Raw genomic sequence first — 25,054 nt, forward strand, 5'->3', positions numbered from 1 at the left:
TCAGTTTCAGGGATTGCTTTTCAAGTTGAGGTCTTCCAATTTTCTTTTCAGTCTTTTCATGAACTTTGGTCCGGGATCCACTTTCTGGGTAAGGTAATTGGGATCGGTTTCCTTCCAGATAGCAGATCCCTGAAAACCTTGGTATTCATGGTGTCCGATCAAATAAGTCAACGCGTGTTTTTTGCTCAGGTATCTTATCAATGCTGCATTGGCCTCGAGCTGTGCTTTGGTCAGTGGAGCATCCGGCCCCCCAATATTTTCAATGCCGATGGCAGTATAATTCAAGCCAATTGTATGTCTTGCAAAGGTAGTGTCCGGCAACAATCTGAAAATGGTACCATCTCTGTCCACCAAAAAATGGGCAGACACATTCAGGTTACTCGCCGTGGTCAATTCTGGCCGCCCTCCCAAATTCACGGGATTAAAGATGTCAAAAGTAGCTTCCAATGTATTCACCGCGGTCCAATGGACCACGACCATTGTGGGAGCGATGGTGGCTTGTGTTTTGTCAATACCATGTCGGTTTTTGAGGTATTCTAGGGACAATCGTTCCCTTTCTTCATCGAATTGAATGGGTTTTTCAAGAATCCTAAAGGTCTGCCCACTGCAGCTCAGTAGAAAAAATGGGAAGAATAGGTAAAGAAAACCCTTTAAAAATTTCATTTGCGGCTGTTTAAATATTTGCCAAATATACTCAGCAAATCACGGCCATTGTAACTTTACCGAGTTCATTTTTTTTAGGATGAACGCTATTGTTTGGCGAAGAAAAAAAAACCGACTTGGAATACAGTTCCAAGTCGGCGTTTGGGAAAACTTTGGATGCTAACCTATCTTGATTTCCTTGGTTATTTTATTTCTACCTTCTTCCTTTTTGGGAAGGACAAGATGTAGAATTCCATTCGTGTATTTGGCTTCTATTTTATCCTCTTTGATGTTTTCGGGAAGGCTGAAGGTGCGCCGAATGGAGGAATAGGAAAATTCCTTGTGCATGTAATCCTTTTTGGTTTCTTCAGTTTTTTCTTCCTTCTCGGCATGGATGGTCAGCATGCCTTCGGAAAACTCTATTTTGAAATCCTTCTTGTCGAATCCTGGTGCGGAGACGTCAACCATAAATTCTTTTGGAGTTTCCCTGACATTTGCAGAAGGGACATCAAAGTTTTTCTCGGTATCCCAGAAGGTCCTTTCCAAATCCATAAGACTTGGCCCAAACAATCTTTCGGTATTGAATACTTCAGGAAGAATGCTGGAAAACGGCCCGTTTCTTCTTTTTATTAAAGTGGTCATAATAAATTGGTTTTAGGTTTATTAATTGATTTTAAATTGATATAAAAATAATAAAATGTAATAATATAAAGAATGATTTATATCAATGAATTTATTTTTTCAACTCAATTTCATTAAAAAATGAAAGATTCTGTCAATGATCCACTATTGAAAACAGTGCAATTCTCCAATCATTGGAAAAGGGGAAAGTCTCGAAAATCCCCCAACCAGTAAAAGCCGTAGATTGATCAAAAATCTTAACGCTTGAATTTTTTCAATTTTCCTCATTGAAAGAGGGAGAATTTTTTGTGTTTTGGCAGTTATCCAGAAAAATCTCCTTTAATAGCAGCAAAAACACTAAAAAATACCCTCTATTGGGTATTTTTTTTGACTTATGTAACAATTAAATTTAATCCATTATTTACTTGATCATTTTAAATTTATTTATTTAAAATACATTTTTATGTATATAGAAGATAAAAATTGCCTGAATTGTAATAAAATCATCCGGGGAAGGTCTGATAAAAAATATTGTGATGATTATTGCAGGAATACTTTCAACAACCTGAAAAAATTTGATGAAAACTCATCAAAGGGAGTTTACCTCAGACAATTGAATATCAACTGGAAGATTTTAGACAACATCTTGGAGGATGGAGTCGAGACGGTTCGTATTCCGAAAGACCGATTGCTTCGACAAGGGTATGATTTTAAATTCAGGACACATGAATTCACGAATTCACAAAGCAAAAAATACATCTACTGTTTCGATTATGGGTATCTGGAGTTGGAGGAGGACTGGGTCTTGGTCGTAAGGGATCTCAAATCAAAAAGACCTCTGGACAGATTTGGGTAGATCTCGAATGAAACTACAGAAATCTGGCCTGTGGCATTCTTAAAATAGAAAGGGTGTTCATGATTTAACCCAAATACACATTAGGTTCCCGAATAGGTGTTGAAACTGCAAGAAAATCAGACTATTCGGAGAATAAGGTAAAGTGCAAATATTGGATAATCAAAAATCTATTTGCAAACTTTTCGGGATAGTGTTACAAGGGTTAAACATTACTCTAATATTTTTATTTTTATTTCCCGAAATTCGATTCCTTGTCCTTCCGCCTGAATTGCTATAAATCCTTCCTTTAACATTTTTCCGTCCTCCTTGATTGCCGTATCATAGTTGTTGGCCACACCACCACCGATTTGAGGATGTGTGTATCTTAAGACCGTATCTCCATTGATCAGATGAATTACGAGGGAATCCCCAAAAACAATCAGGTCGGCCTTGACCCATTGGTCCCATTCAAAGGTGTCCGAGGAGGAGTCAATGCAATGTCGGGGATCCATCTTTCCCTCAAAAATCACTTCAGTACCCGGAGAACACATATTGCCTGTCGGTCGGGGTTTCCCGTCACCCAAACCCGCCAACAGTTGAAATTCTACAGAAATAGGCCAATCCTGCTCTTTCAGGATTGTTTTTGGATCTTGGGAATGAAACATGATCCCGCTGTTTCTATAAGTATAATCAGGTGCATCCTCCATCCATTGGTCGGTAAAACGGTATTCAAGGCTGAAATGATAAGAACCATAAGGTTGATTGTAAAACAAATGGCCATATCTGTTCTCAAATTTTTGATAACCGTCATAATTCACTTGAAGGTTACCGTCCACAACCCTGAAAGTCTCGGCATAATTGTCCCCCACGTCATGGTGGTGAAATTTCACTGTCCAATCGTCAAAGTCTTTGCCATTGAAAAGGGAAATCCAATCGTTTTCTTCAGCAGTGGATGAGCACGATAGGTTTGCCAGTAAGGTGATGGACATTAATAGTGCAAACAAAAGGTGGTTTGATTTTGAGTTTGGCATGTGAGATAATGGATTAACTTTTTTCAAGTGCGTGGTTGTTCTGGAAAGAAAGCTGAAAAATGTCTGGAATCAAAAAATGAATCCCGATTTTGAAGCAAAAAGGAGAATTCACAAAGCAAATTCCCTGCATGAGAAAGCAAATTCATCCATGAAGGAAACAATTATTTGTCGGGTTCGGGGTTATTTGGAGGATAAGAAATATTGAAAATTGAATTGCTTTCCGGGCATTTTCCAAAAAAGGAGCGCTTAAAAAAGAGGGGGAAAGTAAGCATACTAAAAGCAATAGGAGTACCATTTGATTCAAAAAAAGGCTTCTGGATACCACTTGAAAGCGATATCCAGAAGCCAATCAAATTTTGGAATCAGTTATTCTCCGTTTTCAAAAGGGAGAATTAAAGAATTAAATTTTATAAGAAGAAGGTGGATACAGGAAGTGACATGGCAGCGGCCAGTTTTTTATCCATTTCATAGACATCCTTTCTGACGGCTACATTTCCAGCGATGTCCCAAACAGAAACATAAAGGATCCAGACTTCTTGGCTCTTCTTTAAGCTAACATTTTTCTCTTGCTCCAAATTCATGGAATCGGAAATCGTGGACGCATCCCAATCATCGGTTTCCGCCAACAAAAGCTCTGCAAATTCCTTGGGTTTTTCCATTCGGATACAGCCAGAACTGAAAGTCCTTTCGTCTTGGGAAAACAGGCTTTGAGCCGGGGAATCGTGGATATAAATGCTGTAATCATTTGGGAACATGAACTTCACTTGACCCAATGGGTTCAGTTTTCCGGGTGACTGTCTGATCATATAAGGGAAATCTCCTTTGCTTTTCAGGCTTTTCCAATTGATTTTCTTTGCATTGACTTCGTTTCCGTCAAAATCCAATACTTTCATTTGGTGTTTGTCCAAGTAACTGATATCCTTCTGGATGGAAGGAATTGCATCTTCCCAAAGGATGGTTTCCGGAAGTGTCCATGTTGGGCTAAGTACCAAGTAGGTCATGTCTGATTTAAACACAGGGGTTTGCCTGTAATCTTTTCCAACGATAACTTTTGAGGTCAAGATGGTGTCAGATTTTTGGATGTAGAAAAGACGAAAATCCGGGATATTGACAATCACCTTGTCTTTGTCGTTTTCGGTAAAATCAGGCAACCATCTCCAACGTTCCAAATTCACTTTGATTTTGGTGATCAAATCCGCTTGGCCATAGTTGATCGCTTCGATAAAATCCCCACCGATGACACCATCATCGATCAAGCCGTGGCGCTTCTGAAAATGGGTTACCGCTTTGAACATATCTTCCGAATAGACATTTCCGGTCCCTTCGGATTTCAGTTCCTGCCAAAAAGCCAGTTTTTTCCGGATGGAAGGTATGGCCTCATGTTGATCGCCTTGTTCGATTTTGCCTTCAAAGTTTTTCACTTGCAAGGAGTCGACCAAAGGCTCAGCGATTAATTTCCTCAATTGCTCACGCAATTTGTTGTACTCGGAATTGTCGGGTCTAAGATTGGCCAAGCTTTTTTCCGGCGATTCACCACCAGCGATGGCAAGTAATACCTCGCTGTATTTTTCCGTGGGGATTTTGCGATCCATTTTCCATTCGATGTTGAGCTTTCCCGGATCTATTTTACCGATGTTCAGGTCGGAGGCAAGTGTCAGGAAGGATTTGCTCATCGCAAGATCTAAAGTGGCCAAAACCATAGGATCCTTTGATTTCTTGGAAGCTTCAATAAGCTGAGCCAATTCTTCGGTGAGGTAGTCGGTTTTCTCCAAACCATCAAAAACCACTTCATCCAAGGCCTCCAAGTAATTTTCAGCTACTTTCTTTAGCCCGCCGCTTTGGGTCCAAACAGGTTGGAACTCATTTTCACGATAGGCATCAACCAAGCTGGAATCATTTTTCGAAACATCGATCAAGGATTCCAGGACTTCGGCAATTTCTGTTTGGGAGGGTTTTTGTTCGCAGGAAAAAATAAGTGCGACCAAGGCAAATACAGAGACAATTCTAAACTTCATAAATCTGTTGAATAATTTTTTTATTGCGCTTGCAAAAGTGGTGCCTAGAATTTAAGGTAGGGGATGGATGGTGTATTTTTAATTCTTTAGTGAGTATAGGCGTCTCATCCAATCTTATTTGTTTTATTTGTTTCAATTAAAAAAATGATGAGCTCAAAATTAATAGTGACCGCAATAACAGCAATTGCCTCCGTCATCCCCTTAGTCCCCTAAACTTGGGAAGATTTTGAAAAGGAGAACAAAAGCTTAAGACAAAGATGCTGAATAAGACTATGCACACAATAGGGTGAAAGAACCCAGTCCGGATCAGGAATTTCCCGAGAAGTAGTTTTCCACTCCTCCCTCATTAAGAATTTAGGTGGGGTTTTTTATTCGTCACCATACATCATTTTTGATCAATCATGTTTATTTGGCTTTAACATTGTCCCCACAAAACTTATCCCCTGCCAAAAACACTTATTCCCAACGATTTTACTCTTTCCCTTTTTCTGGAAAGATTCAGTTTCATCTGAAAAAAACTACAGGCTTTAGCTTCTCGTGCCAAACACGTTTACTTGTTCCTCAGGATTTTTAAGGTTGGTTTTAGAAAAAACATCTACCTTTTGTCTCTGGTAAATACTCCTGCCCGGTCTATCTTGTGGTGTAGAGCGGGCATTTCAGAATCAGTCTCTGGTTTGATACTCTCCTATCTCGGATGTTTTGCCACAGTAGGTTTTTCCTGAGCAATTTTGGGAGAGGGGCGGTTTGGGGAGGAATTGTTTCAACCATTAAACTTGAAGACCATGAGGTTTAGAAGAAGAGTACGCTTGTTTCCGGGGGTTACCTTGAATTTTAGCAAGACAGGAATCAGTACCACCGTCGGAGTGCCGGGTGCTAGCTTGAATTTTAACAAGCAGGGAACATTTTTGAACACGGGGATTCCCGGTACCGGGATCTATGACCGAAAGAGAGTCGGTGGGAAAACAACTCCACATTCGCCTGCAAGCCGAAATCTTTCAAACAATTTTTTGGAGGATGGGAATGGAATGCGCGGGGAGCAACAACCCTTAGCCGAGAATCTATCCACCACCACCACGGAAGGGTTAAAAAGGCTTCAGGAGACTTTGGTCAACTGTTACGAAGAAAAAAACGAATTGATTCAAGAAATCAAAATTGCGGGATCAAGCTTGAAGTGGAGCAAAATACTCTTGGTCATTTCTTACTTTTTGATTATCGGGTTTTTTATCAAATGGTTCAGAAATAATCGGGATGAAAAGATGGAATATTTAGCCGACCTGGAAAAGCAACTTGCTGGCTGCTTTGTCAACATTGACATGCAAACGGACATAGAAATCGAATCGGCGTATACATCACTGCTTTCCAGATATACTTCTCTTTTGACCTGTGCTAAAATCTGGGACATCACCTCGTTTTCTCCCAATAATTTTCCAGGAAGCCGTTCTGCAGCAACTCAAACTGTCACTCGGGTGGAGGTGAATTTTGATTTTGGAAACCTTGAAATCATTAAGTCGAAATATGAAGCCTTGCATTTTGAAAATGCCAATGGGGGTGATTTGTATGTTTATCCGTTTTTTATGGCCATCGTCGATTCTGAGAAGAATTTTGGTTTGTTGGATCTTCGTGAAATTGACTTTGAGTACAGTTCCCAAAAATTTTTAGAAGAAGAAAAAATCCCTGAAGATGCGGAGATCACTGGGAAATCATGGGCAAAGGCCAACAAAGATGGCAGCCCCGACCGAAGGTTCAAAGAAAATTACCAGATCCCGGTTTGTCTTTACGGCAATATCAATATCAAAAGCAAAACAGGCCTGAAGGAAGCGTACAGCTTTAGCAATGCTGCCAAAGCCCGTGATTTTGCCAAAACCCTTAAAATTTATCAAAAATTACTCCAATCCTGACCTCTCGAATTTGACATTCACCATCAGGTTTTTTCATAGGTCAGGAAGGCATATTTTCAAAATCATCAATTCTCTGCCAATTGGTGTCAATATATTTCGATTCCTTCTGTTTCCCCGTCCTTTTGGATAATTTGGACTTCAGTTCAGCCCTTTTATTTCGAAAGATCAACTGTCAATGAATAACAAAATCACCAAAAAACCATGAAACGACGCAACCTGCTCAAAGCCCTTGCCCTCACTTTGTCTTTTCCTGCGACAGCATTTGGGAAGAGCAGATCCAAGCATAATCTCCGCGAAATCCATGTCGTGGGTTTGGGGACGGTCGGTTCCCGCTGGGTGGCTGATCACCTTCAAGGATACAATCTTTCTTCGATAACGTTGATTTCTGACCGACAACCTGATCAGATGCCGGAAAATGCACGTTTTTTTTCGTTTTATCCTCCCTTGGAAGTTTATGATTGTTTTGAGGAAAAAAGGTTTTTGAAAACGGAACTTCAGTTGGATCGGGAATTGGATCTGGAGATTGTTGATTTTTTGGAGGGAAAAAAAGGCATGGTGCTTTTGATCGCAGGGCTTGGGAAATTCAGCGGTTCTGTCCTATGCCGTTCCCTGGCGGGGAAACTGTGTCACCGCAAAAATGAGGACAGCTTGAGATGTTTAGTGACTGCTCCATTTGCTTTTGAAGGAAGCCAAGCGGGAAAGAGAGGGCAGGAGGTAAGTGATTTTCTCCTGTCGAATAATTTGGATGCTCCAGTCTTGCTTGAAAACCTACGAACGGTTCATGGGAATATCGCCGTCCGTTCGGCTTTCAAAAAGGGAGATGACCTGATGATGGAGCGATTCCTTGACATGATGAAAAGTGAAAATAGGCAATAAGAGCAATACATTTTCCTAGGGGAAGGTTTTCAAAACTGATTATTTTAGGCTTCGGACATGGCCGATTTTAGAGAATGCTCAGGCAAACTTAATTCCCTCTTGCATTTCTCCCACCACAATTTTTTGATTCCGTGTGATGCATTTTCAATCCTGCCCTAGTCATTAAATGCTTGATAAACAAATGGTTGTTTATTTTTTAACTCTGCCAGATCGGTGCTGAACGGTATTCTCCAAATGGTCTGATTTTCTTGTCCTTTCAAACCCATTTGGAATCCCAATGCATATTTCGGGTTGAATTATTCCTAACTTTGGGGGCATGGAAAAAGACAAGGAAAACCTAGACCCAAAACACCAACCCTTCAATCCGCTGCATGGCGTGAGATTGGTGGACATGTTGGATTATTTGGTGGAAATATACGGTTGGAAAAAACTGGGGGAAAGGATCACGATCCGCTGCTTTACCCATGATCCCTCCATCAATTCCAGTCTGAAATTTTTAAGAAAAACAGATTGGGCGAGAAAAAAAGTAGAGGACTTGTACCTCAGAACCCTTGAGAGGGAAGAGGCTCGCCGGGAAAGGGATTTGTAAAACAAATTCTCCAAATTAGGTGAAAAGCAAAAAAGAGGAGCTTACCGCTTGGGTTGCTCCTCTGGAATTCATTTTTTTAAATGTCTCTTCAATATTCTCCCTTTGTCAATTCCAATTTTCTAAACTCGACCACGCCATGGTCGCCTTGAAGCATGATTGGACCGGCTTCGCCTTCCTTGCTGTCCAAGGCCCCACCGGTGATTCCCGGGATGATTTGGTCACAGACGATGGTTTTGCCATTGGCGATGATCGTGACCCTGCGGCCGATTAGGGTGATTTCAAAGGTTTGCCATTCGCCAGCTGATTTTGCGACCATTTCATTTGGTGTCACAAATCCATAAACCCCGCCAAAATATACCGAGGAGGGAGGTGTACCAGGATTGTCCTCGATCTGTACTTCATATCTTCCCCTGAGGTAGATCCCACTGTTGCTGTTTTTTGGATACCTGAATTCAGCCACCAACTTAAAATCCTCAAATTTTTCATCTGTGATCAGGTTGGCGCCTGCTTTTGGGCTGCTGAGGATGCCCTCTTTCACCAGCCATTGGTTTTCTGTTTTGTCGGCATGCCAACCGGAAAGATCCTTTCCGTTGAATATATTGATGGGTTCCCCCCAAGTTGGCTTGGCTTTTCGTTCCAATAAGGGAGCTTTTTCACCCACAAATGGATATTTGTTTCCCGTCGGGTGATCGATGGTCCCGATCAGTTTTCCATTTTCCAATTTCCCTTCGAAAAACAGCTCCTTGTCTGTATTTTCCCACTGTGGAGGAATGCTGAAGGAAATCTTGCCTCCTTCAAAATTCACTTTGGAAATCGGTCGTGCACTGCCATCATTTCCTACGAAATGACCAACCAATGTCTTGATTCCGGATGATTTCACCTCCAGCCAGGAAGGCGCGGATTTTCCGTTCATCTCCAAGGTAAGGTCCCATGGGCCAATGAAATCCTTGCTTTCTGACTGTGCGGTCAGGTTTTGGGGATTGAAAAACAGGAAAATCCCCATCAACATCAGTGTTGCGATGCGTGGTAAAGAGCAATAAAAATCAAGGTTTTTCATAGGTGTTTTTCGTTTATCCCGTTTTATGCATTTTCAAACCTATCAGGAAGCCCAATACATATTTCGGGTTTAGGGGTTTATTTTTATGAAGCTGAATAAATCAAAAATAACGGATTTTTAGGACAAAGGTAGAATAGGCAAGGTCAGTTTTTTTCTGAAAAGAATGGAGAGCGCAATTTTGGCATTTAAAACCTGTGGTTAGATATTTCCTGTACCAAAGAGAAATTTGAAAATGACAAATACCTGAAAAGGAAAAAGAACTATTTATTTTCAGGTTTCTACCCCACTTCGCTGATTTTCACGGGACGGTTTTCATGGACAGAGATATTGGCGGCAATGGCTACTTTCATGGCATGCAGAGCATCTTCTCCCGTGATGGGCATTGGCGTCTTGTTTTTCAATGCATCTATGAAAGCCTCCATTTCCCGCTGATAGGAAACCAGATACCGGTCCATGAAAAAGTCCAGGTTTCGCGGTAAATGCGTTCCCGATTCATCCGAAAATTCGGTGTTTGATTTCAAGGGGTTATTCGCCTGTATCATGCCCAGTGATCCAAAGACTTCGATACGTTGGTCATAGCCATAAACTGCCTTTCGGCTGTTTTCGATGGTTACAGTGATGTTGTTTTCAAAGGTAAGCAGGATGATTCCTGTATCGATATCGCCTGCCTCTCCGATTTCCCGGTCCAATAGATTGTAGCCTTTGGCAAAAACTTCCAACACTTCCTTGCCGACTTAGTGGCGGGCCATGTCAAAATCATGGATGGTCATGTCCATAAACAAACCGCCAGAATGCTTGATAAACGAAATGGGAGGTGGGGTAGGATCTCTGCTGATGATATGTATCGTATGGATCTGACCAACCTTCCCTTCCATAATCTTGTTTTTCACCTCTTCAAAAGTAGGATCCAAGCGCTGATTGAAGGCCATCATCAATGGGACCTTGGCCTCCTTGACGATCCGGAGCGTATTCAAAGCTTTCTCCAACGAAAGATCGAGTGGTTTTTCACAAAAGATAGCTTTTCCTGCTATTGCGGCTCTATTTACATAATCGGAATGCGTGTCGGTTGGAGAACAGATGACCACTGCATCGATATTGGGATGGTTAAAGATGACATCCACATTGGTGGTCGTAAGGGGGATGTTGTATCTTTTGGAGATCGCCAATCCCTTTTGGGAAGGATTCATCACGGCAATGACTTCCACTCCCATAATTTTGGTGCATAGATTTCCAAGGTGAATTTTGCCCATGCGGCCCAAGCCGATAATTCCTATTTTTAATGATTCGCTCATTGCTGTACTGATTTGTGTCAAAAATACCTTAATCCCAAAGTTTTCTTTTTGTCAAGAAGATTTCTGTGTTCCCCTTTTAAGAGGGCTTTTACTCTTCTCCATTGTCAAAATAGGTAAAAGTCAAGTCGTTCCAATTGCCATCAATGGGATTGTAAATCGAAAGCAATAACAAATGTGGAAGAAACCCCTCTACTTTTTCAAAGCGAAAGGTGTGTTCAAAACTATCCGGTCCATAAAAGGAATCCGTTCGGGATCCTGTAATATTTCCTTTTCCGTCCGAAAGATTGCCAAGGATTTCGATGTGGTAATTTTCTCGTTTCGTCATGACCTTCACTTCGACGACAAACGCCTCATTCACCAATTGGATCTCACCGATGGATACTTGGATATTGGAATAATCGGTTGACCAATTTTCTTCGTTGAAGCTCGTTTTTGGTCTTGTCGAAGGTTTTGGGTTTTGTTCTTTTGTTTCCTCCACCAAGTATTCCTCCATTGCTGTTTTTTCGGAAGGAGAACAAGCAAAGATCATTGGTAAACCAAGGAGAAGAAGTGAATTGTAAAGGAGTCTCAAATTGTTCATGGCAAATCAATATTAGCCAATATATGCTCTCACAAAAATGAAAAATTGAGGAGCGGTTATAAAAACATGAAATTATTTTCAATTATTTTTTTTGTATTAATAAAACCATAAGTGCAACAATAAATGGTAAAATGCAATTTTCAAATATTGAGATGCAATTTATGAAATGCATAAAAAAAAATTATTACTCTGTTCTTTTTCAGGTGGATAGAGTGGGTTGGTTCTGAAAAATTATCGATTGGAAACCGCATTTTTTACCCCATATTTGAATTTATTATTGATATACAAAGCAATAGATGGCCATGAAAAACCAGACAAAATTAATTTTCGCCAATGTTTTTGCACTCTTTTCCGTAGCCATTATCGCCATAGGAATGAAATTATTTGGTTTGGAAATTGGATTTTCGGCAGGATCCATTCTTACCACGAGCTTGTTGATACTGGTTCCGCAATTTGGATTTATGTATTTTTATTTTACCTCAAAAAAATTAGAAACCAGAAAAGTAGTTGCTTGAACCCTTTCTCCTGAATCCCTCCAGCACCTCAAATAAACTTGAGCAGTGTCGTTCAGGAAATTTATAATCACCCAATTTTTAGTCATCACTCAATTAAAACCTAACTGCTTTCTTAAAGCCAGTTAGGTTTTTTTTTGATGTTCCCAGAAAACGTTAATGCCTCTCTTTACCGCCGATCAATTTCTGGATGATTTGGGCAGGTACTTGGGCACTGTAAGCATCTTCATCATTTAGCTGCATGGTGGAAGCCAGTTCCAGCTCAAAAATTAATCCCATCACAAATATGGGTTCCATTTTCAAGTCATGGTACAGGTTATCGAATTTTCTTTTCCCAAACAAATGGATCCCATATTGGTGGAATACTTGAATGATTTTCCGGAGTTGTGTATAGTGATTCATTTTCATTTTTGTCAAATATTTGATTGTTGGTACCAAGGAGCAGACAACCCGTCCAAGATTGCCTGTTATATCCATGGACTTGATGCTAAAACCGTGTTGTGCATTGCCAATTTCAATTCAGCCGGATTTTGGTTAAGAATCAGTAAGTTGTTTTATTTTTGACTTCACCAAATCGAAACGCTACCCCAATCTCCCAATCATCTGATTTCCTGTTAGTTTCAACCCTTATTGTAAAATCTATTTGATATTTCGGGTTAAATCAAACTTATGCAGACCCTTCAGATTCGAATTGATCGATCGGGGTGTCTTCCAGCAAAATTTCCTGCTGGGGAGTGGCCAGGTGCGTTTGCAGCGGTAGGTTGAAAAATAGCCCAAAGCTTAGCAAATATTTCTTTAACACAGTAGTAAACATTGTTTTGAGTAGTTTATTCTTAAAGTTCAGTAAAAAAAGAACTAATAAATCAAATTTTTCTAGGATTTGTTTTTTTTGAATCTTTCAAACATCAGGGGGATTTCTTCCTTCAGATATTCAAGAAATTCGCAGAGATCTTTGAGTTTGTTGTTAAATTCGGGTTTTGCATTTCCCCTTAATTCGATGACCTCTTTGAAAAAAGAGTTGATGTCTGCCACGTTGCAAAGCTCTTTCTTGAGGATTTGGTCCCAGTCTTCGATATCCAGATAAAAATAACGCTTCCTTTCTCCAGGTTTGGTCCTGTAAATGACAAACCTTTGGAGTTGCAGAAAATTTAGTGCGTTGCTCACTGCACTTTTGCTGACATTGAGATGCGTCACGATATCGTCAAAAGTTACTTCAGCTTCTTCGATCACCAAAATAAGTCCGAGAATCCTCCCCATCAATGGCTGCATGCCATGTTGTTCGTGGATGACTCCGATTTTTTCGATGAGTTCTTTTTGCTTTTCGTTTAGGATTTGTGCCATTCTCTCAGTGAATATGAGTGGGTTCAGTGGGGCAAAGATAGGGAGGTTTTGTTTGTTCACAAAAAAAAGAACCAGCTTTAAATTTTATTTCTGAAAACTGATCTGGCCTTTGCTGAACGGGTTGGAAAAAACCGATCATTTTTCATTTTTTACAACAACCGGTCGCCAAAACAGCACCTTTTGCATGTAGCTGAGTTTTCGGATGTTTACCTCCCGGTAAGGGTATATCCGGTTTTTGGAGATGTTGTTAAACACCAATGCAATCGAAAAAAGTAGGAGTACACCGGTCAAAACCGGGTTGACCACATACCAATAGCCCATTTCCTTGATTTCCGTTGAACCAATATTTGCGATTAAAGCAATGGCACCACCTGGAGGATGTAATGTTTTGGTGAATTGCATGGCCAATATGGACAAGGACACTGCCAAACCTGAGGAAAACCAAAAATACCCGATATTATGGAATAGGGCATATACGGTAACGCCGATAATCGCTGAAAGAAGACTTCCGAAAATCATATTCCTGGGTTGTGCCAGTGGACTGTTGGGGGCGCCAAAGAGCAAAACCGAAGTGGCACCAAAAGCACCAATCAGAAACAAATAATCCTGGGTTCCATCCATGTTGGATCCGATTTGCAGCAACCCTATTCCACTTAGGGCAAGAAGGGAACCAAAAAATGCCCAAAGGTTGTCTATTGGGTTGTGACTGGTTTCTTTGTATACGATGAAGCGTGCTTTTCTAAATCCTTTCTCTAGTTTTTTGGAGGCCATCTGTTTGGATGATTGGAGTCCAAACTTAAAAAAAAGCAGGGGATGAAAAAAGAATTTCCCACGCATTTAGATAGTGGGTACCGCATCATCCCTATTCATTTGAGGATTTATGGATATTTCACGCGGATGTTTCTGATTCATCAATATGCGTTTAAATACCGTGAACAATTCCGGTCAATTTGAAAATATATGCAATATTGGCCTCTTTAACCCTAAATATGTAATGGGTTTCCCAATAGGTATTGAAGCGGCAAAAAAATCAGATCATTTAGGGAGTAGGGCATAGTGCCAAAACGGTGAAGTCATAAACAGTAAACAACAGACTGGTTATGATGTGTTTTTAGGATGGAATGGGATTGGAAATGCATAAAACGGGTTTAACCCGAAATATGCAAAAGGTTTCCAAATTGGAATTGAACTGAAAGAAAATCAGACTATTCGGAGAATAATTCCTGACAACAATAGGATGAAGTCAAAAATAGTCAATCCCTAATTGACTATCGGTGAATTACACTCTTGAATTGAGTTCGTAATGCATAAAACGGGTTTAATGGCAATTCATTCTTTTTGATTGGGTGTCAAAGACAGTTGGATGAATGATGGGGGGAAATTCAATTTTTATTGGGGCAAAGCTTTGGTGTTTCTGAATGGGTTCATTTAGAAGTCCTGCAGTCAAGGTTGATTGAGAATTTACCTTTTTGCTTTACAGGAAATGATGTATAAGGGAATTCAAGTGGGAAAGCAATTTGTTTTTCACTCCGCAATCAACACTTCGACTCCCCTTTCCTCTAACTTGATCCTGTAGATATCCGGAATTCCCGCATCTGTGATCACCATGTCCAGGTCATCAACATCGCAGACCTTACCAAATCCCTTTCGTCCAAATTTGCTGGAATCTGCCAGTACGATTACTTTCTGGACGGATTTGATCATTTTGGTGTTGAGGTGGGCTTCCATCATGTTGGAGGTGGTCAGGCCAAAATCTGGGCTGATGCCATCTGCACCGAGAAACAGTTTGCTGCAGGAGAAGCTGGCAAGCATTTCTTCTGCATAATGGCCCACAACGGAGGAACTGCTCTTTCTGACGATCCCCCCGAGCTGGACGATCTCAATATTTGGATGTTCCATCAGGGCGAGGGTCACATTCAAGGCAGCAGTCAGTACAGTGACTTTCTTTTGGTTTGGAATCGCCCTAGCCAAAGCAGTCACCGACGTGCCGGAACCAATGATGATTGCATCATCGTCTTCGATAAGTTCGGCTGCCAGGCGAGCAATTTTGTCTTTTTCACTCACCATGACCAGCTTTTTTTCGTCCACCGGTTTGTCGTTGACATAAGGGGAGGTGGGGGTGGCGCTGCCATGAGATCGGAAAAGCAGCTTTCTGTCTTCAAGTAGCTTTAAATCCTTTCTGATGGTTACCATGGTGACGTCAAGCGCTTTGCTCAATTCGGCCACACTCACGATTCCGGCTTCCTTGAGTTTATCCAAAATGAATTTATGTCTTTCTGCGATATTCATGTTTTGTTTTTCAAAGGGAAAAGGTTTTTCTTGATATTCTTTTCAGACGTATTCAAGTGTAAACCAAAGGATGGGCAAACTTAAAGATAATTTTAAACCATTTTGAAACGAAATTAATTTCTTTTCATTTCTTTTTGCTTCTTTGTTGTATTTGTTGTAAAAAATAAAAGCAATTGAAAATCAAGTTGGGTCTGCTGGAGACTTTTCTTGAAGGCAGATGGTTTTGCCAAACCGATATTCCCCATTATTGGGCTGGATTCAACCCGAATTCTAAGACAGCGGAAAAGTAACGTAGGGCATCTAACTTGATTAAGTTAGATGGAAATATGCAATAGGTTTCCAATTGGGATTGAAATTGAAAGAAAATCATAAAATTGGGAGACCAATTCCTGACACTGATATGATGAAGTCAATATAAGTCAACAAAGGACTAATTAATTATCAGATATATAAAGTGTTGAGAGGCATTCGCAACAATAGAACGGGTTAAACCCCCCATTAGGCATGCCCCTCCATAACTGCCTGAAATTGCTCTATAATCAGGCTTTTTCATTGTTTTTAATTTTCGCAATTCCGTAAGATTCCTTTTTCTCCAAATAGCCGCATTTTCTTGCATCTTTAAGCCCATTAGAAAATCCAATGCATATTCCATCTAACTTGCTTTAAGTTTGATGCTTTACGTTACTTTTTCCATGTCTTGAAATTCGGGTTGAAAATCGGATCAAGCCTTTTCCTTCCAGATCAAACTAAAAGGTTTTCCCAATCAAATTCCGGCCTCATTTTGGGGAAGTAATAAAGCTAGACCATTGAACTCACTTAGGAGAAGTTGTTTTGGAAGGTGAAAACTTTTTTTACTTGGATTTTATTGTGCATGTCCATAAAACGACCTTTTGTTATTTTGACTTAAAATTAAAAAATGCTGTTTATTGATATATAAACCTTATTTAATTATGATTCATAAAATAGATTAAGGTTTTGAATTTAAATACAGCACACTTCATTTACTTTTAAACGCAAAAAAAAGGTATCAGCACTATTTTTTTATAGCTTTCAATTTATAAATAACAGTTTGAAAAAAAATATTGCATTCCTAATGAATGAAAAATCAAGCATCTTTCTAAGAATTAAAGAAAAAATAAAATTTCATAAAGGGTTTTTCATCGCAGGTTTTTTAATATTGGCTTCTGTTTTTTTTGTCATGATTTTTTCTATTAGGTCAAATCAAGAGATTGAAAAAATAGCAAGAATTGATTCTCTTATTTTGGTTGCCAGGGATTTGGCATATATTGAAAGGTCTACTTCAGGAGATTTGGCTACGCAGGCTTTGATTGAGTCCTTAGAGATTAATTATAAAAAAGGGCAAGCGGATTCCTATCGGTTAAACTCCATCGTCACATTTCTGGATAAAGATTATTTGACCAGTATTGAATATCTGGAGCTTTCAATTGAACTGTTTGAGGAAATGAAAGATTCGGTTGGATTGGCAGATGCAAATATTTCTTATGGTCATATTTACAGGGATTTTAATCAGCGGGATAAAGGCGAGTTTCATTTTAAAAAAGCATTTGATTTTTTTGCAAAACAGGGTATTCCTGAACGAATAAGTGTGACAGCGTACAATTATGCCAATATTTTATTTGAAAATGGTAAATGGGAAAAATCTCAAGAAATTGTGGATTCAGCCATCCATCAGGAGAGTGTTAAAGAAAACATATCCCTATACATCTTTTTTTTAAATTTACGCGCCAAAATATTAATTCAATCCGGATTATGTCATCTTGCTCTTGATGATTTGAATTTAGCTAAGAGAAAATCTTTAGAATTAAAAGAAAATAGAAATAAAACGGCCTTCATTGAAACTCTTTTTTATTTGGGTAAAGTATTTCATCACTTGGATGATTTTGATTCTTCAGAATATTATTTAAACTATGCTAAAAACGACCCCTATATTTCTTATGCAGAAAATTATTCTGATTCAGTTTTTATCGACCTTATTAATTTAAATATCACTAAGAATGATGTTTCGAATGTAAAAGGTGAAATGAAAAAATTTTTAGAACTCAAGTCAATCAACAAGGGGTTAAATTTTTATGATAATAATGAATTCAAATTTAGCGTAATTGTCAACAAGAACAGAGTCAAAGAAAATATAGAACTAAGAAATCGGCAATATCTGAGTTCATTATACAGTAGTATATATTTATTTATAATTTTTATTATTTTTATAACTTTCACAGTTTATATAATCGGTAAAAGAAAAAGAGATCGATTTTCTTCTCTTTTAGATGGTCAAAAAAGAAGATATGTGAATTTGTTTGAGAATTCTCCGCTTCCAATATTAATTGTAAACAATTCCGGAAATATTTTGCTGTCTAATGATAGAGTCAAACAGTTTATAGGTTTATATGGTGAGAACATGTTGGTCAATCTTATAAATTCTGTTCTGAATAGGTATTCAGTAAAAAATAAAAGTTATTTGGATGGAAATGATTTTTTGGAGTTTGAAAATGGAGATCTCCATATAAGGGTTTATTTTATTTTTGAGTGTAATGAAAGAGAATATACCATTCTCCTTGAAGATTTAAGTGTTTTGAAAAAATCAATTAGAGAACAAGAAAATTTAATTGAACTCTTGAATCAAAGTTACAAACTGGCCAATATTGGGAGTTTCTCTTTAAAAATCAACCAAGATTTTAATTTGGATATTGATGTGATTTCTAGTATCGCTCTTACTATTTTAGGGTTTCCGGCAGATTATCAGGGGTATAACAAACACAGCTTATCCGATTTGTTCGAATTTGGAGATTTAACCGAATTGCATAATCTGATAGTAAAAGCATCTAAAGAGGAGAACTATTTTGACAGGGTCGTTAAGCTGAAGGTGCATCCATCGCCCAACAGGTGGGCAAGGATAATTGGAAGAGTTTTCGAATCTTCGGACTCCAAATTTTACATGAAAGGAATTATTCAGGACGTTACTTCGGAAAGAAGATGGATGGTCTCTACCCTTGAAAACCTCCAAAGAGAAAAAGAGCTTAATCTTGTTAAATCCAGGTTTATTTCAATGACTTCTCATGAATTTAGAACGCCAATTGCTGTGGCATCCAGTTCAATAGATATGATTGAAATACATTCAGATTCAATTGAAAATCTAGATCTCCGGAACAAGGTTCTCAATCATTCTTCTAAAATCTCCAAACAACTCAATAAAATTGTACTGCTGTTGGACGATATTCTTATTATGGAAAGGACATCCTTTACGGACAAAAACCTTAATTTAGAGAATATATCTTTGGACGAGTTTCTTGAAAATATTATAGACGAAATCAATTCCACTTTATCGGGCAGAAAAATTCAATTACTTAGGGCAGGATCGGGGTTTAAATTCCAAACAGATATTGTTTTGTTTGAATACCTTATCAATAATCTTTTGACCAACGCGATTAAATTTTCGGGTAGTGATAAGAACTGCTTAGTTGAAGTTGATTTTGGTGCAAATCATAAAATAATTAAAGTTACGGATTTTGGGCTGGGAATACCTGAAAAAGAAATTCCACTGGTTTTTAATTCTTTTTTCAGGGCTTCCAATAGTGGTTCTGTTAAAGGAACAGGTCTTGGTTTATCCATTGTTATGGAAATATGTAAAAAATTAAACTATACTATTAAAGTTGATTCAGTAGTGAATCAAAAAACAACCTTTATCCTTCATGTCAATTAAAATTGGCGGTAAATTAGTTTATTATATTTCTCGTTTAATTTATATATGGATTTATTGTTATAAATATTTTTGTAATCTTTAATTTTTAAAGAAGTATGATGAATAGTAAAGTTTTAATTATAGAAGATGACATAGATTTACTTTCTAATTTTAAAGAAATTTTAGAGTACAATAAAATGAATGTTTGGACTGCTTTGAATGGGAGGGAAGCACTTGAAATCCTGGAAGATATTGATTTTGACGTGATCATCTCTGATATCTCAATGCCACAATTGGATGGACTTAGCCTCCTATCCACAATCAAGCTCAGGGTGGGATTGGAAAACACGCCACTGATTCTAATTTCTGGCAAAATCAGCAAAGAAGAGCAAAGATTTGGCATAGAACAAGGTGCTGATGATTATTTGGTCAAACCAGTTTCTGCCAAAACATTGTGGAATGCAGTGTATTCCAGTTTGGAAAAAAAGAAAAAGCGCGAAGTTTGGGCGAAGTATAGACTTGACCTGGCGCTGAAAGAGGATCGGAAAATTACTTTTCATGAATTCCGCACTCCCTTGGCAGGTGTTCTTTCCATCTTTGAGTTAATGGAAACCATGTTGGAGGACCTTGATAAAGCTGAGCTTTTGGAATTGATCCAGGTTGGGAGGCAGTCTGCAAATAGAATCAATGAAAGTTTGAATAAACTTTCTGTTTACAATCGGTTGGATACCTTGACCCTCGCACCGTCAAATTTTGTTTTCGATTTAGAACTTTTTCAGAAAATCGCTAAAGATCATTATGATAAGTTGACCGTAATTGGCTGGGATTCCGTCAATCCCATTTCTTTTGACTTGAAGTTTTTCAATTATAACATTATCGAGTTCATTGAAAATGCTTTAAAATTTGCGCGCCTGGGCAGTTCCATTGAAGTCCTTTATGAAGGAGAGGTTTTCTGTGTATCCAATCAACAAGATGTATTTAGTGAAAAGGGATTTTATGATCCAGCGCCCTTCAGCCAAATTAACAGAGCATTTATTGAACAACAAGGGTTAGGCTTAGGTCTTTATATATGTAAAAGAATTGCACACATTCAAGGTGTTATTTTTGCATGTGAAATTGAAGAAGATCTTAGATTTAAAGTTACACTGGATTTTCGAAAGGCATAAAAACCTAAGTATGCCCGGTTTTATTAAGCTTTTAGGGGGAAGTCAAAAATATCAGTTAATTACAAGATTGAATTGAGTTTGCAATGCATAAGACGGGTTTAAGGGAATACACTAGGCCATATTTGCTCAGAATTCTCAAGATCCAAATACCCAACCAGGTATGGGGTATCGATATCAATTACATCCCGATTGCAAAGGTTTTTTTGCCTCAAAACCATGATGGATGTACACGGCAGGAGGATTTTTTTCTTGGGCTTTTCACCAGACATGTTGCCAATAAGTGCAAATAAGTCCTTCAGGAAGCCCTTCAGATCCGGAGGAAACCGGCAACTCCGACCAAGGCAGTCCCTTTACATTTTCAATTTGGTGGATTGCTAACCTTGAAAAACATGCGATAAGGGTCTCCGTGGATGGAAGGGGCCGGGCCTCGGACAAGATCTATATGGAAAGGTTCTGAAGGTCCATCAAATAAGTATAGCTCTACCAAAACTCTTGCGCTGATGGCTAAGAGTTGGAAAATGGTCTACAAAACCAGATGGCATTTTTATAACCAAAAGGTACGTCCTCCCACAAGGTTATCGCTGGGAGATATGTATTTGACAGCAACTGAAATGGCAGTGAAGCAAAACAGTACTGAACAAATAAATTAACGGAGCAACTTAGTCTTTTGGTCGGGAGTGTAACCATCCTTGTGGATGTTGTGGAAGTTTGTCATTGCTCTTTCTTTAACCTGGTGTTGATCTCTATGGACAAATCCAACAAGGAGAATGGTTTTATGATGATTTTTTCAAAACCAATATTCTTTTTGTCCTCCATCAATTCCTCCGCCATTGAGGTGATGGCATACACCGGTATGTTTTTATATTTTTCATCTTTTTTGATGTTTTCAAGAAACTCAAGACCATTCATGATGGGCATCATTATATCGGTCAGGATCAAATCCGGCAATTTATCCGTAGCGTGTAGGTGATCCAAACCTAACTGTCCATTTACTTCTGTTGCGACCTCAAATCCCAATTTACTCAGGTATTTTTGTGTGATCAGACCCAAAAATAAATCGTCCTCTACGATCAGTATTTTTTTTGCAAGTGATTCAGGCATGTTTTCGTTTTTGAAGACTTTTTGGGAAATAAGCAAGTAATCAAACTCTATTTTAAATAATTCTGATTTTTTCTTTACTTTTTCAATGGGATAGAACGATTAGCAAAAGCTAAGCCAAATCAAAATTTGATTTTTGTGACCACGCTACCCGCTGTTGTAATTGGGAAACTTAGAAGTTAATTATAGCGATAGAACTGATGATATTAAAGCGTTACGGAAGCTGAATTGAGGAAATGTTAGGTGCGCAAGGGTTTATACGCAGGCTCCAATTGCCCGATAGTGGTGATTGGTGGAGCTTCAATTCAATCCGTAATATGCAAAAGGTTTCCAAATGGGGTAGAAACTGAAAGAAAATCAGGTACTTGAGACAATAATTTATAACACCAATAAGATGGAGTCTTTCATAGTCAAAACGAATTGATTTTCTGTTCATTCAGGTCCGGCCTGAAATTGCTAAATAATCAGTCGCATGTATACTTTTTTTGACTCTTCCCTATTGGACTATTCCTCATCGTCCAAATGCTCGAATTTCCCTGATCAGCACTCTTTGTTATCATTTTCTAAGGAAACTCTTGTTGCAAGCGGCGTGATTTTATCAATCTGATCGACAAGTGCTTGTTTTTCATCATGTTCTTATTGTTTTTTTAATTAACCAGGTTGAATGGGATTGCTAAGGCACTCCCATTGAGTCTGTTTTGGTAGCTGTATATTTTGTAGAATATTGTAGTCAAACTGTATAATTGATAGACAGCATCTATGTCTATTTTTTTGGAAGTACATGGATAGACCATTATTCCAATTTGGCTGTCTTGTTCATAGATCGGTACCCCCAATAAATACTGGGATTCCTCGAAGACCATTGCCAAATTTGTTTCCTCAGAAAATACCTTATTGCTTAAAACGTGTTTTATATTTCTTTTTGTCACTGGCAGAAAATGTGTTTGATGGGATTGGTATGTTTTGTAGGCAATCCCTTCTTCCTTTGTTTTTGGAAAAGAGATCAGCGTTTTCTGCGTGGATATTTGGTTGAATTCAAGAAAGTACATGGCATTCAAATCAAAATGTTGAACAATATACTGGCTTGACTTTCTCAAAAAATTCGCTTCATTTTCCTCCAACTCGAAAGAAAGCATTTGTGTGCATTGAAGCAAAAATGCCTTTTTTGTCAATTCTTTGTTTCGGTCATTGTCCTGGTTAAGATTTTCGATCGAAATCAAGATGGATGAATTGTTGGTGTTCGGTCTATGGATATTGTGGAACTTTAACTTTAATTTTTTTATTTGCGCATTCATTTCCTCAAAGACCAATAGCTCCTCCTCCTGACTGATTCTTACCAAATAAAGTTTTTCGGCGATTTTTGTTTGGTTGGTTTGGCTCCAAAGGTCCAAGAAATTGCTTTTTCTATGGTTCTTCAAATTGGGAAACAGCAATTCCAAACCTTTGTTGAAGTTTTCGATTTTCAAATAACCATTCACCTCAATCACCGGATGTTTGTTGAATGATAAAAGCTGGTGGTTTATCGTTTTTAATTTATCGATTTCTTCAATCATTGATCGCTGTTGATTGAAAAGGAATTTCCTATCTTCTTTTTTAGCCTCTAGGTAAAACAAAACATGTGATACGACTTTGTTTTTCTTGAATACGGGCAGGAATCTGGGCTCATATTCGAGCTGAATCGACACATGGGGTTCATGGTCCAAATCCTTAGGTTCCGAAAACTCAGCCCTTACTTCTATCCCCTTTGCTTTGGTGAGGTCAATCTGTTTTGTAAAATCCCCGTATGTGAAATTCGGAATGATTTGATTGTTGATCAGGAAATCTACCCTGGGCATGCTTTTTTTTTCCAGGAAGACTTCTTTTCCCGTAAGATGTAGCAGTGATGTCGTGATCCAAACAGGTCGGCACATTTGCCTTTCTACCGCAATCAAAATCCCCGAAATATTGAAAGGCAGATAAAATTCTTTTGTCAAGTCAGGATTCAAAAATAATTCGGGAAGTACGGAGTTGAGGAAAAAAGATTTCATAGGGTGGAGCGTTAAATTTTGTTGCCTAGGGCGAATGTGTTGCTTTTTCCTAAAACCCATTGGCTATCCCCAGAATCCCGTCCGCTTGCCAAAGACAAACAAATCTCTTGTTGGATGGATAGTTGGTTTGCGAAAAAAGAAAAGCCTTTTTGGACAGTCGGGAAGTGCAGGGCTTTCCAATGGGGTATTGGGTCCATGTGCAGGAAAGAGCACTGTGGCCTTGATATACCTGTACAATGATTTGCGTTCTTGATGGGGTCAAACGACACCCTTGTTGACCGGTGATTGTGGTTGGGGCTTTGAGGTTCTGGTAGGAAGGTGACGCCGGTACCCGCCAGCAAGGTGGAGACGCGACGGTCCTGCCCGATGCTGCTGTGTTCAGCATGGGCATAATCCTCTTTTGTCTTTGGAGCCAATTCTTTCGCCCTATTCCCCGTTTCCCCTGTCCAGGTGCTGGTTTCCCTGTCCACGAATAGGGGTAGGGCGTCTTGGTATCGGATCGGATTTGGGCCTGCGGCAAAGGTGTGTGAAATGACGAAATCTATCCCGCCAACTCCAGCAGCCATCAAGGCCAGGTGGATACTTTCGTCTCCTGTATGGGGGTCGGGGACCTTTCCGCTACCCGTAAATTTTTTTGGGAATTGTTCGAGGACCGCACTGTTTTCACCTTCAATAGCCAAAAAAGTTGATCGGAAAGCATTTTTATCATACCACTGCCCCCTACCGCTTGGCTGGGGAGGAGAGGGGGATGGTTTCCTAAATTCTTTTTTTGCCTTTTGCATGTGGGATTTTTGTCTTCTATCATGCAATGTTTACAATACCAATTGATTGTACAACGCTGTGTCAGGGTTTGTAAATAAAATGACTTTTCCTACTGTCTTGTCTTGAACTTTATTTTGTTTTGTTTACCAAATAAAACCAAGGCTCATTCTTACGAAAAAAAGTACCTGTCCCATTGTAGTACTGAATCAGGGCAATTGGGCATCAAATATGTAATTTTTAGTAGCTTTTGCTATTTGACGATATTTTTTTTATACACTTTATTTAATCCCCTTGTAACGGTTTTAATACAGTAAATAAAAATGTAATAAAACGGATTGCAGGTTTAAGTAAATAAAGTGTAAGTATTTTTTTTCTTTTAATACAATCGGTTTATTGATCGGCTTTTCCTGTCTCGGCATTTCATTTACAGTTATATACATTTATTTTATTTAGGAAGTCATTTATATCCCCTTTTGTCATTTTTTCACTTGCTTCGCACTTTCTAACAAGACCTCAATCTCTCAAAAATCAAGTCTTCAGAAAAGGCTCTAATGACATCAATAACATGTCAATAAAGGTGGAGTGAAGAAAGAGAGAAGATGTATAAAAAATATTATCAAGTGCAGACGTCCATGTGACTGAAAGGGCGAAGCTGTATCAAAATGACCGTTTACCCCGGTTTTTATCTGCTTTTCAACACGATAGAAGCAAGACCTTGTCCCTCAG

20 protein-coding genes and 1 pseudogene are annotated in these 25,054 nt (G+C 38.8%); 7 read left to right on the forward strand and 14 right to left on the reverse strand.

What is annotated here, in order from left to right; genetic code table 11:
* Nucleotides 1-6 precede the first annotated feature (6 nt).
* Together Q7J63_RS03325 and Q7J63_RS03330 are read right to left on the reverse strand one after the other, a co-directional pair.
* Nucleotides 7-663: an N-acetylmuramoyl-L-alanine amidase gene (locus Q7J63_RS03325; RefSeq protein ID WP_304883963.1), complete on the reverse strand. Its 657-nt coding sequence runs from the start codon at nt 661-663 to the stop codon at nt 7-9.
* A gap of 159 nt (nt 664-822) precedes the next feature.
* On the reverse strand, nt 823-1,284 hold the full coding sequence (locus Q7J63_RS03330; RefSeq protein ID WP_019599070.1) for an Hsp20/alpha crystallin family protein: 462 nt from the start codon (nt 1,282-1,284) through the stop codon (nt 823-825).
* A gap of 442 nt (nt 1,285-1,726) precedes the next feature.
* Between Q7J63_RS03330 and Q7J63_RS03335 the strand changes: the two genes are divergently transcribed.
* Entirely contained in the window at nt 1,727-2,119 is a 393-nt protein-coding gene (locus tag Q7J63_RS03335; protein WP_019599072.1) for a hypothetical protein, read from the forward strand.
* A gap of 209 nt (nt 2,120-2,328) precedes the next feature.
* On the opposite strand, the gene Q7J63_RS03340 is transcribed toward Q7J63_RS03335, so the two are convergent.
* On the reverse strand, nt 2,329-3,087 hold the full coding sequence (locus tag Q7J63_RS03340; RefSeq protein ID WP_304884005.1) for a DUF1080 domain-containing protein: 759 nt from the start codon (nt 3,085-3,087) through the stop codon (nt 2,329-2,331).
* Between the two features lie 449 nt (nt 3,088-3,536).
* Nucleotides 3,537-5,144 carry a murein L,D-transpeptidase gene (locus Q7J63_RS03345; protein ID WP_019599076.1) on the reverse strand — a complete coding sequence of 536 codons (1,608 nt, stop codon included), beginning with the start codon at nt 5,142-5,144 and terminating at the stop codon, nt 3,537-3,539.
* Between the two features lie 782 nt (nt 5,145-5,926).
* On the opposite strand from Q7J63_RS03345, the gene Q7J63_RS03350 reads away from it, so the two are divergent.
* The 3 genes from Q7J63_RS03350 to Q7J63_RS03360 all read left to right on the forward strand — a co-directional run bounded on the left by Q7J63_RS03350 (nt 5,927) and on the right by Q7J63_RS03360 (nt 8,507).
* On the forward strand, nt 5,927-7,042 hold the full coding sequence (locus Q7J63_RS03350; protein WP_304883964.1) for a DUF4236 domain-containing protein: 1,116 nt from the start codon (nt 5,927-5,929) through the stop codon (nt 7,040-7,042).
* Nucleotides 7,043-7,243: 201 nt separating this feature from the next.
* Complete coding sequence (locus tag Q7J63_RS03355; protein ID WP_304883965.1) at nt 7,244-7,918, forward strand: hypothetical protein; 675 nt, start codon at nt 7,244-7,246, stop codon at nt 7,916-7,918.
* 316 nt (nt 7,919-8,234) lie between these two features.
* Nucleotides 8,235-8,507 carry a VF530 family DNA-binding protein gene (locus Q7J63_RS03360; protein ID WP_019599082.1) on the forward strand — a complete coding sequence of 91 codons (273 nt, stop codon included), beginning with the start codon at nt 8,235-8,237 and terminating at the stop codon, nt 8,505-8,507.
* 88 nt (nt 8,508-8,595) lie between these two features.
* Here Q7J63_RS03360 and Q7J63_RS03365 read toward each other — a convergent pair whose 3' ends face one another.
* The 3 genes and pseudogenes from Q7J63_RS03365 to Q7J63_RS03380 form a co-directional block, all read right to left on the reverse strand.
* The gene (locus Q7J63_RS03365; RefSeq protein ID WP_304883966.1) at nt 8,596-9,564 is read right to left on the reverse strand and encodes a DUF1080 domain-containing protein; all 969 of its coding nucleotides are present in this window, start codon (nt 9,562-9,564) and stop codon (nt 8,596-8,598) included.
* A 278-nt stretch (nt 9,565-9,842) separates the two neighbouring features.
* Nucleotides 9,843-10,856, reverse strand: a pseudogene (gene iolG, locus Q7J63_RS20835) (inositol 2-dehydrogenase).
* Between the two features lie 88 nt (nt 10,857-10,944).
* Nucleotides 10,945-11,436 (reverse strand): hypothetical protein, encoded by a 492-nt coding sequence (locus tag Q7J63_RS03380; RefSeq protein ID WP_304883969.1) that lies wholly within the window; start codon nt 11,434-11,436, stop codon nt 10,945-10,947.
* Between the two features lie 302 nt (nt 11,437-11,738).
* On the opposite strand from Q7J63_RS03380, the gene Q7J63_RS03385 reads away from it, so the two are divergent.
* On the forward strand, nt 11,739-11,951 hold the full coding sequence (locus Q7J63_RS03385; protein ID WP_019599086.1) for a hypothetical protein: 213 nt from the start codon (nt 11,739-11,741) through the stop codon (nt 11,949-11,951).
* 153 nt (nt 11,952-12,104) lie between these two features.
* On the opposite strand, the gene Q7J63_RS03390 is transcribed toward Q7J63_RS03385, so the two are convergent.
* The 4 genes from Q7J63_RS03390 to Q7J63_RS03405 form a co-directional block, all read right to left on the reverse strand.
* Entirely contained in the window at nt 12,105-12,356 is a 252-nt protein-coding gene (locus Q7J63_RS03390) for an acyl carrier protein (protein ID WP_304883970.1), read from the reverse strand.
* A 465-nt stretch (nt 12,357-12,821) separates the two neighbouring features.
* Entirely contained in the window at nt 12,822-13,289 is a 468-nt protein-coding gene (locus Q7J63_RS03395; RefSeq protein ID WP_304883971.1) for a GbsR/MarR family transcriptional regulator, read from the reverse strand.
* A gap of 135 nt (nt 13,290-13,424) precedes the next feature.
* Nucleotides 13,425-14,060, reverse strand: a complete 636-nt coding sequence (locus tag Q7J63_RS03400; protein WP_304883972.1) for an HPP family protein — start codon at nt 14,058-14,060, stop codon at nt 13,425-13,427.
* A 753-nt stretch (nt 14,061-14,813) separates the two neighbouring features.
* A complete protein-coding gene (locus Q7J63_RS03405) occupies nt 14,814-15,578 on the reverse strand; it encodes a DeoR/GlpR family DNA-binding transcription regulator (protein ID WP_304883973.1) in 765 nt (254 codons plus the stop codon).
* Between the two features lie 1,069 nt (nt 15,579-16,647).
* Here Q7J63_RS03405 and Q7J63_RS03410 point away from each other — a divergent pair.
* Both Q7J63_RS03410 and Q7J63_RS03415 read left to right on the forward strand, forming a co-directional pair.
* On the forward strand, nt 16,648-19,296 hold the full coding sequence (locus tag Q7J63_RS03410) for a PAS domain-containing sensor histidine kinase (RefSeq protein WP_304883974.1): 2,649 nt from the start codon (nt 16,648-16,650) through the stop codon (nt 19,294-19,296).
* Nucleotides 19,297-19,394: 98 nt separating this feature from the next.
* On the forward strand, nt 19,395-20,441 hold the full coding sequence (locus Q7J63_RS03415; protein WP_304884006.1) for a hybrid sensor histidine kinase/response regulator: 1,047 nt from the start codon (nt 19,395-19,397) through the stop codon (nt 20,439-20,441).
* A 711-nt stretch (nt 20,442-21,152) separates the two neighbouring features.
* Here Q7J63_RS03415 and Q7J63_RS03420 read toward each other — a convergent pair.
* From Q7J63_RS03420 to Q7J63_RS03430, 3 genes are all read right to left on the reverse strand, one after another.
* Nucleotides 21,153-21,542 carry a response regulator gene (locus Q7J63_RS03420; RefSeq protein ID WP_304883975.1) on the reverse strand — a complete coding sequence of 130 codons (390 nt, stop codon included), beginning with the start codon at nt 21,540-21,542 and terminating at the stop codon, nt 21,153-21,155.
* A gap of 644 nt (nt 21,543-22,186) precedes the next feature.
* Nucleotides 22,187-23,566, reverse strand: coding sequence for a hypothetical protein (locus Q7J63_RS03425; protein ID WP_304883976.1), 1,380 nt, complete (start codon nt 23,564-23,566; stop codon nt 22,187-22,189).
* Nucleotides 23,567-23,577: 11 nt separating this feature from the next.
* Nucleotides 23,578-24,348 carry a DegT/DnrJ/EryC1/StrS family aminotransferase gene (locus Q7J63_RS03430; RefSeq protein WP_304883977.1) on the reverse strand — a complete coding sequence of 257 codons (771 nt, stop codon included), beginning with the start codon at nt 24,346-24,348 and terminating at the stop codon, nt 23,578-23,580.
* Nucleotides 24,349-25,054 lie beyond the last annotated feature (706 nt).

This window comes from Rhodonellum sp., from assembly GCF_030656585.1.
Taxonomy (GTDB): domain Bacteria; phylum Bacteroidota; class Bacteroidia; order Cytophagales; family Cyclobacteriaceae; genus Rhodonellum; species Rhodonellum psychrophilum.

Coding starts and splice junctions, on each gene's coding strand:
- Q7J63_RS03340 (WP_304884005.1), bottom strand. CDS start 3,087: ATGTCCATCACCTTACTGGCAAACCTATCGTGCTCATCCACTGCTGAA.
- Q7J63_RS03380 (WP_304883969.1), bottom strand. CDS start 11,436: ATGAACAATTTGAGACTCCTTTACAATTCACTTCTTCTCCTTGGTTTA.
- Q7J63_RS03430 (WP_304883977.1), bottom strand. CDS start 24,348: ATGCAAAAGGCAAAAAAAGAATTTAGGAAACCATCCCCCTCTCCTCCC.
- Q7J63_RS03395 (WP_304883971.1), bottom strand. CDS start 13,289: ATGGCACAAATCCTAAACGAAAAGCAAAAAGAACTCATCGAAAAAATC.
- Q7J63_RS03390 (WP_304883970.1), bottom strand. CDS start 12,356: ATGAAAATGAATCACTATACACAACTCCGGAAAATCATTCAAGTATTC.
- Q7J63_RS03335 (WP_019599072.1), top strand. CDS start 1,727: ATGTATATAGAAGATAAAAATTGCCTGAATTGTAATAAAATCATCCGG.
- Q7J63_RS03405 (WP_304883973.1), bottom strand. CDS start 15,578: ATGAATATCGCAGAAAGACATAAATTCATTTTGGATAAACTCAAGGAA.
- Q7J63_RS03425 (WP_304883976.1), bottom strand. CDS start 23,566: ATGAAATCTTTTTTCCTCAACTCCGTACTTCCCGAATTATTTTTGAAT.
- Q7J63_RS03420 (WP_304883975.1), bottom strand. CDS start 21,542: ATGCCTGAATCACTTGCAAAAAAAATACTGATCGTAGAGGACGATTTA.
- Q7J63_RS03330 (WP_019599070.1), bottom strand. CDS start 1,284: ATGACCACTTTAATAAAAAGAAGAAACGGGCCGTTTTCCAGCATTCTT.
- Q7J63_RS03385 (WP_019599086.1), top strand. CDS start 11,739: ATGAAAAACCAGACAAAATTAATTTTCGCCAATGTTTTTGCACTCTTT.
- Q7J63_RS03345 (WP_019599076.1), bottom strand. CDS start 5,144: ATGAAGTTTAGAATTGTCTCTGTATTTGCCTTGGTCGCACTTATTTTT.
- Q7J63_RS03360 (WP_019599082.1), top strand. CDS start 8,235: ATGGAAAAAGACAAGGAAAACCTAGACCCAAAACACCAACCCTTCAAT.
- Q7J63_RS03350 (WP_304883964.1), top strand. CDS start 5,927: ATGAGGTTTAGAAGAAGAGTACGCTTGTTTCCGGGGGTTACCTTGAAT.
- Q7J63_RS03415 (WP_304884006.1), top strand. CDS start 19,395: ATGAATAGTAAAGTTTTAATTATAGAAGATGACATAGATTTACTTTCT.
- Q7J63_RS03400 (WP_304883972.1), bottom strand. CDS start 14,060: ATGGCCTCCAAAAAACTAGAGAAAGGATTTAGAAAAGCACGCTTCATC.
- Q7J63_RS03355 (WP_304883965.1), top strand. CDS start 7,244: ATGAAACGACGCAACCTGCTCAAAGCCCTTGCCCTCACTTTGTCTTTT.
- Q7J63_RS03365 (WP_304883966.1), bottom strand. CDS start 9,564: ATGAAAAACCTTGATTTTTATTGCTCTTTACCACGCATCGCAACACTG.
- Q7J63_RS03325 (WP_304883963.1), bottom strand. CDS start 663: ATGAAATTTTTAAAGGGTTTTCTTTACCTATTCTTCCCATTTTTTCTA.